This is a genomic window from Alphaproteobacteria bacterium (genome assembly GCA_005883305.1).
GTDB lineage: Bacteria > Pseudomonadota > Alphaproteobacteria > Sphingomonadales > Sphingomonadaceae > Allosphingosinicella.
Window position 1 is genome coordinate 665,677 of record VBAC01000001.1, and the last position, 13,340, is coordinate 679,016.

Here is a 13,340-nt window from a genome sequence, read left to right on the forward strand (position 1 = left end):
GTCCCCCTCCTCAGGAAATCACGGCCGGCCGCGCGCGCCGGCATACCTAAGCGCGCCCCCACGCAACTCGTAGGACCGACAGTCGCACCGAAAGCAACAAAAATCAATATCGGGGAGAAAGCGAAAAGCCGACAAATTCAAACACCTAGCCGGCAAGCGCGAAAAAATAGGGGGCGGGCGCGCCCTGGCGCCCGCCCGTCAAAGCCAGGTTAGCTGTTCTTCTGCTTTAAGGCCTCGCCGAGGATGTCGCCGAGGGAGGCGCCGGAATCGGAGGAGCCGTATTGCGCCACGGCCTGCTTTTCCTCGGCGATCTGGAGCGCCTTGATCGAGAAATTGGGCTTCTTCGAGCGATCGAAGCCGATCACCAGGGCGTCGAACTTCTGGCCGACCTGGAAGCGCTCGGGGCGCTGCTCGTCGCGGTCGCGGCCGAGATCGGTGCGCTTGATGAAGCCGGTCGCCCCGTCGTCGCCGATCTGAACGTCCAAACCGCCGTCCTTGACGTCGAGCACGGTGACGGTGACCGTCTCGCCCTTGTTCGCGCCCGAGCCCGCGCCCGCGCCCGCGCCGCCGCCCTTGGCGACCCCGCCGCGCTCGAGCTGCTTCATGCCGAGCGAGATGCGCTCCTTCTCGACGTCCACGTCGAGCACCACGGCCTTGACGCTCTCGCCCTTGCGGTGAAGGTTCAGCGCCTCCTCGCCGGTCACGCCCCAGGCGATGTCCGACATGTGGACCATGCCGTCGACGTCGCCGTCCAGGCCGATGAACAGGCCGAACTCGGTCGCGTTCTTGACCTCGCCTTCGACCTCGGTGCCGACGGGATGCTTGTCGGCGAAGGCGTGCCACGGATTGGCCTGGGCCTGCTTGAGCCCGAGCGAGATTCGGCGCTTCTCCTCGTCGACCTCGATCACCGCCACGTCGACCTCCTGCGAGGTGGAGACGATCTTGCCCGGATGGACGTTCTTCTTGGTCCAGCTCATCTCGGAGACGTGGACGAGGCCCTCGATCCCGGCCTCGAGCTCGACGAAGGCGCCATATTCGGTGATGTTGGTCACGCGGCCCTTGAACACGCCGCCGACCGGATATTTGGCGCCCGCGCCCTCCCACGGATCGCTCTCGAGCTGCTTCATGCCGAGGCTGATGCGCTGGGTGTCGCGGTTGATGCGGATGATCTGCACCTTGACGGTGTCGCCGATGTTGATGACCTCGCTCGGGTGGCCGACGCGCTTGTAGCTGATGTCGGTGACGTGGAGCAGGCCGTCGATCCCGCCCAAATCGACGAAGGCGCCGTAATCGGTGATGTTCTTGACCACGCCGTCGACGATCTGGCCCTCTTCGAGGCTCTGGATGAGGCCCGAGCGCTGCTCGGCGCGGGTCTCTTCGAGGATCGCCCGGCGCGAGACGACGATGTTGCCGCGGCGGCGGTCCATCTTCAAAATCTGGAACGGCTGGGCGAGGTCCATCAGCGGGCCGACGTCGCGGACCGGGCGGATATCGACCTGCGAACCCGGAAGGAAGGCGACGGCGCCGCCGAGATCGACGGTGAAGCCGCCCTTGACCCGGCCGAAGATCACGCCCTCGACCCGGTTGCCGGCATTGTGCTCGGTCTCGAGCTTGTCCCAGGCGGCCTCGCGGCGGGCGCGGTCGCGGCTCAGCATCGCCTCGCCATGGGTGTTCTCGATGCGGTCGACGAACACTTCGACCTCGTCGCCGACGCTCAATTCGGCCTTCTGGCCGGGCATGGCGAATTCGCGCAGCGGCACGCGGCCTTCCGACTTGAGGCCGACGTCGATGACCGCGAGATCGTTCTCGATCGCGGTGACGATGCCTTTGACGACCCGGCCTTCGAAGCCCTGGTCCTCGCCGCCGAGGGAGTCGTTGAGCATCGCGGCGAAATCGTCGCGCGTGGGGTTTGCCGTGGTGGCCATTTGTAGAGAGTCCTTCGATAACTTACCGGACCGCACCGCGGACTCAGGAGAGAGCGCGGGCCGGGCCAGAGGGTGTTGCCCCGCCCGGCCGAATGCCGGGGAGGCGTCCATCGGGGCGGTGGGGCGGCAGGCCGAAACGCGGGGTAGGAGCCGGCTTTCGAGCCTTCTCCAAAACGCCTGCGCCTCTTGGCTTACCGCCGGGCCACTGCCCGCCGGACGGGCGCGCCTATAGAGGAGAGAGAGGGGAGGGGCAAGAGAAGTGGCCGCGCAATTCGTCAGCGACAGATACGGGAGTGTAATGCGCGCGTTAGCAGCGCGGCCTCATCAAGGACGGAGAAAAACACGCGATTGATTTTAGACCAATCGCCGTGTTCGTTCAGCGTATTGAGGGCCGAGGCCAGGGCTTCTCCCCGTCGATAAAAGGCGGGTGCAAGAGCAATCTTTGGAGAATCCAAACCCAAATTACGCGCCAGGGCCGCGTGAACCATCACTCTTGCGACCCGGCCGTTGCCGTCGGAAAACGGGTGGGTCATTATCGTGTTGGCAAAGCAATAGACGGGCAGCCCGGGAAGCAACTCCGGCGTTCGAGCGACTCTCTGCATATTCTGAAGCCAATCATCGACAGACACCAAGGGCCCGAAATGCACGTCCCCCGTGGCCGATTGGCCAATGGCCGGCCCCTTTCGATATACCAGCGGCCGACCAGCCAGCGCTGATGCCATTTTTAGGGCAGTTGATGCATCCACATCAAGGACACCAAATCGCCCCCAATAGGTGCTGGCAATCGGTTCCATGGCCGGCCGCAAGAAAAGCGATCGGCACTTCCTCTTCCAGAACGGATTGTCAGCGGCTGGGAATGAGCCTCCCTTCTCCAAAAGCATCAAAGCAACTCTCAATTCGAGGCCAGCGGTTTCCATCGCACCACTTGGCCATGTCGCATTATCGGAGATGCTTGAGTAGAATCCGTCTGCGACGGCTACTTCATTCGACGTCATCGGACGAAGTGGCGGGCAGTTCCAGGTTGGGTGCGATTCTGTTCTTGAAGTCATTGTCTCGTAGCGTATTGTATCGCAATCAAATGGATAGGGGGCGATCCAATGCCATACCAGCAATCGAATTACCAAGATTCGAACTATCAGGATTCAAACTATCCAGGCGACGGCGGCGGCTCGCCTCCGCCGAATGAAGACCCCCCGTTTGGCCCTCCCCTTTTGTGGCAGGCGGTTCTAGACGACCTGAGCATCTTCTTCGATGATCTCGAGGCGCCCGTTATCTCTCACGGCGCCGACCAGAACAGCTATTACGATGATCATTCCGACACAGCTCCCATGGACTCAATGTGGCTTGAGAAATTTGGGTGGATGCCTCACGTTCAGAGCCAGCCTAGCGTCCATTATTTCGATTACCTTACCAGCGATGTCGACCCAGAATTCCTGCTGACCGCTTATGGCGGAAACCACTTTGTGGCGAGCTTTGGCCACGGCCAAGTGGACGTTCAAAAACTGAGTGATGGCTCGACCTTTGCCATGACCCTGAACGGCATCACGGTCTTCGGTACCTGGCACGCCGGGGCGCCAACGGCCATGGACGGGCAGACGATTGTCGTAACGGGTGGCCACTGGACGTTCCAGTTTACCGGCTTCGACGCATCACATTACAATGGAAATCCCCCACCTCCTCCAGCGCCACAGGTCGATCCTTCCGCCGATGCGGCGACGGCAGCGGCAAATCCGGAAGGCGTGGCAGAAGCCCATCGCCAAGCCCTTTCTGCCCAGCTTCACCAACTCTTAGATCAGAGTGGGGGTCACGCGACCATTACGTTTAAGGGGCCTAATGGCAATGAAACCTTCGATCTTGCCGAGCTGGTCAATATCCTCGACCATTATCACATTGTGGCCACGAACGGGACCTATACAAACATTTCAGGCGGCGCGGGGATGGTTCATTCGGATGGCAACGGCGGTTGGGTCACAGAGATCAATCGTGCCCAGCTCGTGGCCTATGAAACGGCGGCGTTCCATCAACTGGATTTTCTAATTCTTCACGAGGTTGGCCATATGCTGTCGAATGCGTTGAGCTATACTCATACCCAGTTCCAGAATTGGCTCGACAGCGGCCATACGAGAGAATCTTATATCGGAACTAATGGGTTCAATGGTTCGGACGCCCTGTGGCGCAGTGAGTCCTATTCAAACAACATCGCTGCCGCTCTAGAGAATCTAGTCCACATCGATCCTCCTCCACATCCGCCCGGTGGATATGACTATACCGGTCTGCACGGCTAGCTCCGCACATTCGGGTTCGCCAATCGGGACGAATAATATGACGGGCAAACTTTCTGTGTTCGCGGCGCGTTCAACCTTCGCAGCTTGTACCGCGATTCTACTCGTTATGACGCCCTGCGCCGCGGCTCCCCAACAGCCGGACATGCCGCCGATCCCCACGCCGTTTCCAAGTCCCGATTTCCACTTCTCCGATCCCGCCCGCGATGCGCAATATTGGCGGCTTGAGCGCGAGGTGGCGCAGAGCCATGCGGCGTTTGGCCGCTCGGTCGATGTGGCTCGCCGCGCCATCTATCCGGACCGAGCCCGGCCGAGTGTGCCTGTCGCGCCGGGGACGTCGGCTTGGCTCGAAGCCCGCGCCGCGGTCGAGCAGGCGATCCGCGACCGGCGGCTGACGCGCGACGCGATCGCCAGGCTCGACGCTTTCCTAACGCGGGAGCGGCGACAGTTAGGCCCGGCTGAGGCGGAATACGCGCTCGACGTCCGCCATGTTCGGCAAGGAGTGTTGCTGGCAACCAGCGACCATCTTGTCGATCTTCTCGCATCGCTGGCGGGAATAAGAATCGGGCAGTGGCCGCCCTGACGAGGATTATGGCGACAGTGCAAGGTCCCGACGGCCAGATCAGGCAGGTGTTCCTTAGACTCTCGGGGAGCGAATTGCCGAGAAATCAGGATGACGGCTAGGTTTGGGGAGTCGGCGGGATGGCGGGAAAATCGATCACGCTGGAGCTGCGCGTCTGGTTCGATCCTGTCTCGAAGCAGATCAAGCTGGCCGGCCCGGGGCTGACCGCGTCGACCGCGAGCAACGACCCGGCGAGCCGCCGCTATCATCCGAACCTCTACAGGAAGCTTGCCAGGTGCCTTCGCGATGCGGGCGTGCCCGCGCCGGAGGAGAGCGCTAGGTGATTTGGTTCACGCGAAGGCGCGAAGACGCAAAGAAGGACGCGAAGAGGGGAATTACCGGCTTGCGCCGGGACGACCCGGCCTTCGCCGGAATGCCGGGAGTGCGCTTAGCCCTTAGCTGCCGTCCCCAACCGCCGCTTCGAGACCTCGGCCACGTGCTTCGATTGCCGCTTGAGCCAGGAAATCCTCGATGGCGACAACGGATGGTTGACGACATAGGTTTTGGGCCTCGGCTTCCGTGAGGCAGTCGAGTCCGTAACCGAAATGTCTTCGCCAGAGCTGGTCGAGAGCTTCTCCATGGCGCTCCTGTAGCATGGCGAGCGTTTCGGGACGTAGCGAAATCCGGCGGCCGTCGCGGCTCTCGGTCAGCGCGGTCATGGCGATCACCGTCCCGCCGCTCGCCTCCACATGGCCGCGCAAATTGGCCAGCGTGCCGCCGATGCCGACATGATCATCGACCAGAACATAGGCCGCGCCTGGCAGGACAGGGCCGGCGAAGGTGGCGGGAGTGACGATGCGCTGGAACGTCCTGGCCCTCGTATGCCCGACCTTGTTCGTCTGCACGACCTCGCCGGCCACGACCTGCAGATCAAGGTCGCGGCCGAGTACCTGAGCCATTGCATCGGGGATCGCGTTGAAGCCCGCATCCTCGTCGGCGATGACCGGAAGCAGCAGGCAATCGCTGTCGCCGATCAACTGTTTCAACCGGGCAACGCCGGCATCGCTGATGAGTCCGATGGCGAGAGCGAGAGCCGCATCCGCGTCGCCCGATTTCGCCGCGGCATAACCCTCGTAGACATCCCGGTCGTGGACCGAGGTGTGGACGACGACATCGGGAAAGCCCGCCGGCCACGGAGATCGAATGAGCGAAGAGGCGACCATCGGGCCTTTCATGCCATGCGGATTCGCATCCCGCAAAGACTGGGTGGGACGGTTCACGCCCCTTCGACAGGCTCAGGACAGAAAAGGCCCGAAGACGCAAGAAGCTGGATCCCGGCCCCCGCCGGAATGACGGGCGAGGGGGGCCGTGTGCAGCGATCCTTCGCATATTTCTGGGGTTTGTATTCCATGCAGGAATATTCTAGATGCCAGACCGATGATGTCGGATGATGTCCGATGAGGACACTGGGATATGGCGAAGAACAAGCCTGATTTGGTCAAGTGGGAGCCCGACCTCTCTCCGAAGGCACAGGAGCATATCGGCCAGCTGCGCCGGGAGCTGGAGCCGCGGATCGCCTTGATGCGGAGCCTGCGCAAGGCGCTCGGCCTGACCCAGGCCGAAGTGGCCGGGCTGCTCGGCGTCACGCAGTCGAACGTCTCGAAGATCGAGGTTCGGGGCGACCCCAGCCTGTCCGTCCTGGAGCGGATCGCCGAGGCCAAGGGCAAGCGGCTTCGGCTGGTGGTAGAATCCGGCGAAGGGGTGGTTGAGACCAGCTTTGCGCTGAGCTGATTGCACGCCCCTCTTCGCGTCCTTCGCGGCTTTGCGTGAACCGATCGTTTTTTGTTTTGCACGCGGAGGCGCGAAGGCGCGAAGACGCGAAGACGCGAAGACGCGAAGGAAGAAGTTGGATCCCGGATCAAGTCCGGGATGACGGGGATGGGACGCCGCCCCTAGCGCCGCCCCTTCACCACCTTCCTCAGCGCCTCGCCCTTCGACAGGCTCAGGACGGTCGGGAGGGGAACTCCGCTAAATTCGCTGAGCGGCTACATAGCCGCGGAGCGCTTCATCTATTCTGGTCTGCCAGCCGTCGCCGGTGGCGCGGAAGTGAGCGAGGACGTCGGGGGAGAGGCGGATCGAGACCGCTTCCTTCCGCTCGCCGGCGGCCATGGCCGGGCGGCCGCGCTGGCGCATCAGGCGGGCGGCCATTTCGGGGCCGAGCACCTCCGAAGCCGGGCGGGCGTTGGCGAAATCCTCCTCGGTCCATTCGGGGTTTTCGTCATACTCGCCGTCGGGTGGGGGCGGGGGCCGCCGAGGTTCGTCATTCATAGCGGCGCATCTCCTTCTCGTGGCAGCGGCGGAAGCTGATCAGCCGCTCCCTGCCGTCGCGGACAGTGAGGACCAGGCAATAGCCCTTGCCATCGATCCGCCCGAAGGCGCGGAAGCGGCGCTCGCCATAGTCGAAGCGCTTGTCTTCCACGACCGCGACCTCCGTGTCGAAGCCGGCGAAGTCGCTCAGCCTCAGGCCGTGCGCGGCGAGATTCGCCTCGTCCTTTGCCGGATCGAATTCATGGTTCATATTTCATGTATATACGTTAAATGCCTTTTGCAAGCGCACGGATTCGTTTCACGCGAAGCCGCGAAGGCGCAAAGAAGGGCGCGAAGAAGGTGGATCTCGGATCAGGTCCGGGATGACGGGGAGGGCCGTCACCGGAGTGAATCCCGTGACGTCGATCAGGCTGGGCTGCGCCCACCTGTCGGCCGGCCTGCGCCCCTCTTCGCGCTGCGCGACGATTGCTGCGTAATCGCTGCACTGCGCTCGGGGCGCTTGGCGCTACGCCGCCGCCAAATCCCGCGTTTCCACTTCGGCGCGGCGCCCGCACACCTTCAGGGCCAAGGCCAGTTGGGCCACCGTCGAGGCGTGGCGCAGGTCGAGCAGGCGATCGACCTGGCGGGGGTTGAGGTTCATCGCGCGGGCCAGGTCGGCCTTGCGCCACCCCTGCGCGCGCATGGCGCGATAGACGGAGAGCTTGAGGGCGCCGAGCAGCGACAGCGTGACCGTCGGCCGGCCGCGCGGCCGGGAGGGTGCCGGAATATCCCGGCGGTCGGCGATGAGGCCGGAAAATAGCGTCTCCAGCGCATCCGCCGCATTTTCCAGCGCTTGGGCCTCGGTCGCTCCGTAGCTGATTGCGCCGGGGACGTCGGGGAAGGTCACCAGAAAGGTGCCGTTGTCGTCCGGCGTGAGGACGATCGGATAGGTGTTCATCGCGCGCTCCATGGCTCAATCCTCGATTCCCAAGTCCTTCCTGATCGCCCGCATCAGGCCGGTGCCCAGCTGCTTGCTCCCGCCGTGCCGCGGGAGGGCGGCCATCTTGTCGCCGCGCCGGACCAGGGTATGCCTCTTGCCTTCCTCGAACGTGCAGCCATGCCCGGCGAGATAGCGGCGGAACTGGCTGCTGTTCATGCCTTATGTGGACATATGTGTCCGTGTTTTGTCAAGTCGGTGTAGACATGAATGTCTGTTTTTTCGCGAACGGTGTCGTTCACGCGAATCCGCGAAGACGCAAAAGAAGGTGGATGCCCGGGATGACGCGGAGGACTTCCGCGACTCCGAGTCGCAGGAAGTCGGTTGATTGAGGCCGGAATCGGCCCCTTGAAAATATTTATTGCGCGCAATTTTCTTTGATTCTGTTGGATTTCGCGTCCGACTTGTGCCTCTCTGCGCGCACAGAGGCGTTTGTAGGAAAGCGCCTGATTGGTTCGTTTCGCTTGACAGTGTGACTCTGGTAAGGTAAAAAGAAGACAGAGTGGCGAAGTGCGAGTCGCCACTCGGGAAGCAAGAAAACCGGCTGCGCGGCATTCGCCGTTGCGGCCCTTTTTTGTGCCTGAAGGAGGGCGGGATGGCTGAGCGAAAGGGTCGGAGCGGGAAAGGGATTGCGGGTCGACAGAAGAGGGCTGGATTGCCGCGCGCCTGCGGCGCTCGCAATGACGGGGTTGGGCCGGAGGCCCGGTTGCAGGCGAACAAGCATCGCGACGTGCAGGTGGCGCGGACGGGTGGGCGCAAGCTGTTCGACGAGGAGCGGCGGGGCGTGTTTCTCGAATGGTTCGCGGCGACGGCGAACGTGTCGCTCGCCGCCGAGCAGGCCGGGATCAACTACAAGACGGCGTTCAGGCACCGGATGAACGACGCCGATTTCGCCGCCGACTGGGACCGGGCGCTGGAGCAGGGGGTGGCGCGGCTGAAGGCCAAGCTGCTGGAGAGCAAGGCGGCGCCGCGGCGGGGGATCGACGGCGATCTCGACGCGCCGGAGATGGCGGACGTCGATCCGCAGATCGGTCTCGCGATCCTTCGCGAGAGCGAGCGGCGGCTGGCGGGCTGGCCCAAGGCGGGCGCCGCGCCGCGGGTGGCGACCAATGCTGAGGTGCGGGAATCGCTGGCGGGAAGGCTGAGGGCGTTTCGGGCGCGGGTTCGGGCGGAGCGGGCTGGGCGGAGCGCTGAAACTCCTCCCCGGGACGGGGAGGGGGACCGCCGCGAAGCGGGGGTGGAGGGGGCCCCGAACGTGGCCGCTTCACGGGAGTCCGAATTGCCGCCTCCGAATCCGGGCCCCCTCCACCATCCTACGGATGGTCCCCCTCCCCGTGCCGGGGAGGATATTCAATGACCGCCCACGATACCGCCGATTTCGGGGCGATGATGCGGGTGGCGGCGCGGATGCTGGAGGGCGAGGCGGCGTGGGCGTGGTATTTTCGCGGGCTGCCGCCGCCGGTGCTGAGAAGGATCAGCGAGGAATTCTTCGCCTGGCAGGCGCATGGCGGGCAGCAGGAGCCGGCGGCCTCCGCCGGGGCAGGCTCGGGCCACTGGCGCGTGTGGCTGCTGATGGCCGGGCGCAATTTCGGCAAGACCCGGGCCGGGGCGGAGTGGGTCAGCGCAAGGGCGCGGGAGAATCCGGGCGCGCGGATCGCGCTGGCCGGGGCGACCCGCGACGAGGTGACCAAGGTGATGATCGAGGGGCCGAGCGGGCTGCTCGCCGTGGCGCGGAGCGACGAGCGCCTGCGCTGGCGGCCGACGCGGGGCGTGCTGGAATTCCCGAACGGGGCGGAGGCCTTTCCCTATTCGGGCGCGGCGCCGGAAGCGCTTCGCGGCCCCGAGCATCATTTCGCCTGGTGCGACGAGCTCGCCAAATGGCGGCGGGCGGAGGCGGCGTGGGACAATCTGATGCTCGGGCTGAGGCTGGGCGAGCGGCCGCGGGCGATCGTCACCACCACGCCGCGTTCGGGCGCGATCCTGCGGCGCGTGCGGGCGGATTCGGGGACGGTCGAGACGAACGGGACGATGGCGGAGAATGTCCATGCGTCGGGCGCGTTCGTGCGCTGGGCCGAGGCGGCTTATGGAGGCACCCGGCTCGGGCGGCAGGAGCTGGAGGGGGTGCTGTTCGACCAGCCGGAGGGGGCGCTGTTTCCGCGGGAGATCATGGAGAAGGGGCGGGTTCAGTTGGGGACAGTTACTAGTAACTGTCCCTTCGGGCGCGTCGTGGTCGGTGTCGATCCGCCGGCGAGCGTCGAGGGGGCGTGCGGGATCGTGGTTTGCGCTCTTGGCGCGGACGAGATCGCCTATGTGCTCGACGACCGCAGCGTGGCGGGCTTGAGGCCCGAGGGCTGGGCGCGGGCGGTGGCGGCGGCGGCTCGGGACTGGGGCGCGGACCGGGTGATCGCCGAGCAGAACCAGGGCGGCGACATGGTCGAGAGCGTGCTGAGGAGCATCGAGGCGCGGCTGCCGGTGCGGCTGGTCAGCGCCAGCCGGGGCAAGGTGGCGCGGGCCGAGCCGGTCGCGGCCCTGTTCGAGAGCGGGCGGGCGCGGCTGGCGGGGCGGTTTCCGGCGCTCGAGGACGAGCTTGCGGGGCTGACGCTCGCCGGCGGCTATGAGGGGCCGGGCAAGTCGCCCGACCGGGCCGACGCCCTCGTCTGGGCGATGGCCGAGCTGGCCGCGCCGCGCGCCGAGCCGCGGATTCGCATGCTCTAAAAAGGAAGCGGCGGCTCCGGGGAGCCGCCGCGGGGAGTAGGGCCGGACCGGGATGATCAGGTGCCGGTGCGGAGGATCTGCGCCAGGCTCTCGGCGAGGCCGACCGAGGCGTCCGCGTCGGCCAGCGTGTCGACGCTGAACAGCTGGATGACGCCCTGGGTCGTCGCCGCCTGCTGCAGGATGTTCTGCGAGTTCTGGGTGGTGACGGCGTTCTGGAACATCAGCCCGGTCGCCTGGGCCAGCGACTGGTAGATCGTGCCCATCGCGATCGCGGGGCCGTCGGCCAGGACCTTGACGTTCGACTGGGTGACCGCGTCGGTGACCTGCGGGTTGACCCGATAGTGCTCCGGATAGTCTGGCATCAGTCTGTTCCTTTTCAAGACGGGGTTGAACGGCCAGCGCGCCTCACGAAGACGCCTGGGCAGTGGCAACGACCTGCTTCACCAGGTCGAGTGCTTCTTTGACGGCAAGGCTCGTTCGCGCGCCGCGTTCGCCATATTCCCTGGTCAGCTCGAGCATCGCGCTCATCGCGTTGAGCTGATACTGATTGCTTGCCGCGAGCTGGTCCCTGGCCACGGTGGCGACGTGCGCAACCATCAGGCTGGCGAGGCTGACCGCCGGCGTCAGCCCGATGACGTCGGCGTTGACGTCGTAGGCGAGGGCTTCGGCAAAGCGGGGATCAATATCGACCATCGGTTCGGTCCCGTCGTTGTTCATGGGAATAGGACGCCTCAAGGCTTGCCGCGTGACGCGCCGGAGCGCAGCTTCTGAAGCGCGCCGGCATTCTGCTTGACCTTCGCGTCGATCAGGCTCGTGAGGGTCCTGAACCGCGCGTCCATCAGCTCGTTGACCATCTCCGTCGTTCTCTGCACCGCCCGCTCCTCGCGGGCCATCTCGGCGAGGCGCCGCTCCTCGGCCGCGCTCTCCGAGAGCATGGGGTCGATCCAGGGCGTGGGCCCGGGCTCGCCCAGCGCGATTTCGCGCAGGCGGTCGACGTCGCGGTGCACCCTGTGGATGAGAACGGCAAGCTCTTCGCGGAACCTGCCAAGCAAAGCGTGGGTGCGATCGAATGAATGTTCCACCGCGTTCACCCCCGGCGGCGGGGCTTCGCTGGCGCCTCGCGCCGATTCGCTGGTCATGGCTTTGTTCCGTTCAGGATCGAGGAGCAGTGGCGGCCGCGGGTCATTCGTTGGCCGGCGGATCGGGCCAGTTGGCGCGGCGATTGTAATCGAGGGCGAAGACCGTCTCGCCCCGGGCCCGGCGGACGCTGATCGACAGCCGGGTGAGGACGAAGACCGTGGCGAAGGCGGCGACGCAGCGAACGGCGGCCGGCTTCCACAGCAATTGCCAGACCCAATCCGGCCCGCCCATCAAATTGGCGCCGAGGGCCCGGCCGCCATAGGTGTCGTCGACCGGGGCCAGCGCCAGCGCACGCGACATGTAGAAGCTGCAGACGTCGGCGATCGAGCTGGTGTCGTCGTTAAGGGTGAAGATGGGCTTGCTGCCGTGCCTTCGGGTTTCCGGCTTGGGCGCGTGCACGAGATCGTTGGCGACCCGCGAGATCACTCCGAACGAATTGAAGGCGAAGGTCTGGCTGATCTCCAGCCGATCGTCGATTCGGCCGAGGTCGATCGAGGCGGCGCCCCCGTCGCGGCCGAGAATGAGCGGCAGATGTTCCGCGGGCAGGATGTCGACGGTGAGCTGGGGAAGGTCCTCGTTCTGGCCGAAGCCGAAGATCGCGCAGAGGCCGTCGGTCGACTGGGTGGAGACGACCATCGCCGGAACCGGCTCCCTCTGCCGGGTGTGGAGGCTGGCGCGGAACAGGTGGCCGATGGTTTCGATCTCGGGATAGATGCACAGGACGCCGTCCCCGTGCCAGTCGGACGCGGCGCCCGCCCGAGCGCCGGGCCGATGCGCGATCCTGGGCCCGGCCTGGGGATCGCTGGTGTCGACGGCGATCGGCTTGAAGACGAACCGGCTGGACAAGCCCTCCGGTTCGGGAAGGCCGGGGACGTTGAACGGGATCACGTTCATTGCGCTTTCTCCTGTGATCGCGGGCGGGGCTGGAAGGGTCGGGACTGCGCGCTCGCGCCGGCGGCGAGCGGTGCGGGCGCCGCGCGGCCTTTCGGCGCGCGGCCTCACGCGAACACCGTCTTGGTTTCGGCGGCCTCGGTGATGATCGCCCCGGCGAAGACCGGGAGCTCGCCCATCAGCTCCTGGATCAGGACGAGCGTCGCCGGGCCTGCGGGATTGTCTTCGAGCGACTCGTTGAGCGCGCGGGCGGTGGCGGGAACCATGATCATCTCCATGCTCTGCAGGAAGCTGCGCATGTCCTGGATCATCATCGCGCCGGCCTGGTCAGCGAGCGCGTTCGCGCCGACCTGCATGCCGGTCGGCAGGATCTCGCCCGAAAGGCCCTTGGTCGGATCCAGGACCTTGCGATTGGTGAACCGGACCGCTTCCTGGACCATCACCATGCCCGGCGTGCGGCTGTCGGAGCTTGGATCGTCGAGGCTCATTCAAACTCTCCCGGTGTTGGAAGCAGGGACCGC

At 65.2% G+C, this 13,340-nt stretch carries 18 protein-coding genes; 6 read left to right on the top strand and 12 right to left on the bottom strand.

Annotated elements, in window-relative coordinates; translation table 11 throughout:
- Positions 1 to 209: 209 nt before the first annotated feature.
- Both E6G92_03255 and E6G92_03260 read right to left on the bottom strand, forming a co-directional pair.
- Positions 210 to 1,925 carry a 30S ribosomal protein S1 gene (locus tag E6G92_03255; GenBank protein TMJ18858.1) on the bottom strand — a complete coding sequence of 572 codons (1,716 nt, stop codon included), beginning with the start codon at positions 1,923 to 1,925 and terminating at the stop codon, positions 210 to 212.
- A gap of 275 nt (positions 1,926 to 2,200) precedes the next feature.
- Complete coding sequence (locus tag E6G92_03260; GenBank protein TMJ18859.1) at positions 2,201 to 2,974, bottom strand: hypothetical protein; 774 nt, start codon at positions 2,972 to 2,974, stop codon at positions 2,201 to 2,203.
- Between the two features lie 48 nt (positions 2,975 to 3,022).
- Between E6G92_03260 and E6G92_03265 the strand changes: the two genes are divergently transcribed.
- The 3 genes from E6G92_03265 (at position 3,023) to E6G92_03275 (ending at position 5,113) form a co-directional block, all read left to right on the top strand.
- Positions 3,023 to 4,210 carry a hypothetical protein gene (locus E6G92_03265; protein TMJ18860.1) on the top strand — a complete coding sequence of 396 codons (1,188 nt, stop codon included), beginning with the start codon at positions 3,023 to 3,025 and terminating at the stop codon, positions 4,208 to 4,210.
- Between the two features lie 37 nt (positions 4,211 to 4,247).
- The gene (locus tag E6G92_03270) at positions 4,248 to 4,790 is read left to right on the top strand and encodes a hypothetical protein (protein ID TMJ18861.1); all 543 of its coding nucleotides are present in this window, start codon (positions 4,248 to 4,250) and stop codon (positions 4,788 to 4,790) included.
- 119 nt (positions 4,791 to 4,909) lie between these two features.
- Positions 4,910 to 5,113 carry a hypothetical protein gene (locus E6G92_03275; GenBank protein TMJ18862.1) on the top strand — a complete coding sequence of 68 codons (204 nt, stop codon included), beginning with the start codon at positions 4,910 to 4,912 and terminating at the stop codon, positions 5,111 to 5,113.
- Positions 5,114 to 5,224: 111 nt separating this feature from the next.
- Here the strand turns inward: E6G92_03275 and E6G92_03280 are convergent, their stop codons facing one another.
- Positions 5,225 to 6,004, bottom strand: coding sequence for a hypothetical protein (locus E6G92_03280; GenBank protein ID TMJ18863.1), 780 nt, complete (start codon positions 6,002 to 6,004; stop codon positions 5,225 to 5,227).
- A 238-nt stretch (positions 6,005 to 6,242) separates the two neighbouring features.
- Between E6G92_03280 and E6G92_03285 the strand changes: the two genes are divergently transcribed.
- Positions 6,243 to 6,560 (top strand): helix-turn-helix transcriptional regulator, encoded by a 318-nt coding sequence (locus E6G92_03285; GenBank protein ID TMJ18864.1) that lies wholly within the window; start codon positions 6,243 to 6,245, stop codon positions 6,558 to 6,560.
- Between the two features lie 237 nt (positions 6,561 to 6,797).
- Here the strand turns inward: E6G92_03285 and E6G92_03290 are convergent, their stop codons facing one another.
- The 4 genes from E6G92_03290 to E6G92_03305 form a co-directional block, all read right to left on the bottom strand.
- Positions 6,798 to 7,097, bottom strand: coding sequence for a BrnA antitoxin family protein (locus E6G92_03290; GenBank protein TMJ18865.1), 300 nt, complete (start codon positions 7,095 to 7,097; stop codon positions 6,798 to 6,800).
- Positions 7,090 to 7,347: a BrnT family toxin gene (locus tag E6G92_03295; protein ID TMJ18866.1), complete on the bottom strand. Its 258-nt coding sequence runs from the start codon at positions 7,345 to 7,347 to the stop codon at positions 7,090 to 7,092. The genes E6G92_03290 and E6G92_03295 overlap by 8 nt, the downstream gene beginning before the upstream one ends.
- Positions 7,348 to 7,602: 255 nt before the next feature.
- Positions 7,603 to 8,034 carry a type II toxin-antitoxin system HicB family antitoxin gene (locus E6G92_03300; protein ID TMJ20683.1) on the bottom strand — a complete coding sequence of 144 codons (432 nt, stop codon included), beginning with the start codon at positions 8,032 to 8,034 and terminating at the stop codon, positions 7,603 to 7,605.
- Positions 8,035 to 8,049: 15 nt separating this feature from the next.
- Entirely contained in the window at positions 8,050 to 8,232 is a 183-nt protein-coding gene (locus E6G92_03305) for a type II toxin-antitoxin system HicA family toxin (GenBank protein ID TMJ18867.1), read from the bottom strand.
- A 496-nt stretch (positions 8,233 to 8,728) separates the two neighbouring features.
- Here E6G92_03305 and E6G92_03310 point away from each other — a divergent pair, with 496 nt between their 5' ends.
- On the top strand, positions 8,729 to 9,430 hold the full coding sequence (locus E6G92_03310) for a hypothetical protein (protein ID TMJ18868.1): 702 nt from the start codon (positions 8,729 to 8,731) through the stop codon (positions 9,428 to 9,430).
- A 50-nt stretch (positions 9,431 to 9,480) separates the two neighbouring features.
- A complete protein-coding gene (locus E6G92_03315) occupies positions 9,481 to 10,788 on the top strand; it encodes an ATP-binding protein (protein TMJ20684.1) in 1,308 nt (435 codons plus the stop codon).
- Between the two features lie 56 nt (positions 10,789 to 10,844).
- Here the strand turns inward: E6G92_03315 and E6G92_03320 are convergent, their stop codons facing one another.
- From E6G92_03320 to E6G92_03340, 5 genes are all read right to left on the bottom strand, one after another.
- Entirely contained in the window at positions 10,845 to 11,150 is a 306-nt protein-coding gene (locus E6G92_03320; GenBank protein ID TMJ18869.1) for an antirepresssor protein RebB, read from the bottom strand.
- Positions 11,151 to 11,193: 43 nt separating this feature from the next.
- Positions 11,194 to 11,505 (bottom strand): hypothetical protein, encoded by a 312-nt coding sequence (locus tag E6G92_03325; GenBank protein TMJ18870.1) that lies wholly within the window; start codon positions 11,503 to 11,505, stop codon positions 11,194 to 11,196.
- A 14-nt stretch (positions 11,506 to 11,519) separates the two neighbouring features.
- On the bottom strand, positions 11,520 to 11,927 hold the full coding sequence (locus tag E6G92_03330; GenBank protein ID TMJ18871.1) for a hypothetical protein: 408 nt from the start codon (positions 11,925 to 11,927) through the stop codon (positions 11,520 to 11,522).
- Between the two features lie 43 nt (positions 11,928 to 11,970).
- Positions 11,971 to 12,822: a hypothetical protein gene (locus E6G92_03335; GenBank protein ID TMJ18872.1), complete on the bottom strand. Its 852-nt coding sequence runs from the start codon at positions 12,820 to 12,822 to the stop codon at positions 11,971 to 11,973.
- A gap of 104 nt (positions 12,823 to 12,926) precedes the next feature.
- Positions 12,927 to 13,307: a hypothetical protein gene (locus E6G92_03340; protein ID TMJ18873.1), complete on the bottom strand. Its 381-nt coding sequence runs from the start codon at positions 13,305 to 13,307 to the stop codon at positions 12,927 to 12,929.
- Positions 13,308 to 13,340 lie beyond the last annotated feature (33 nt).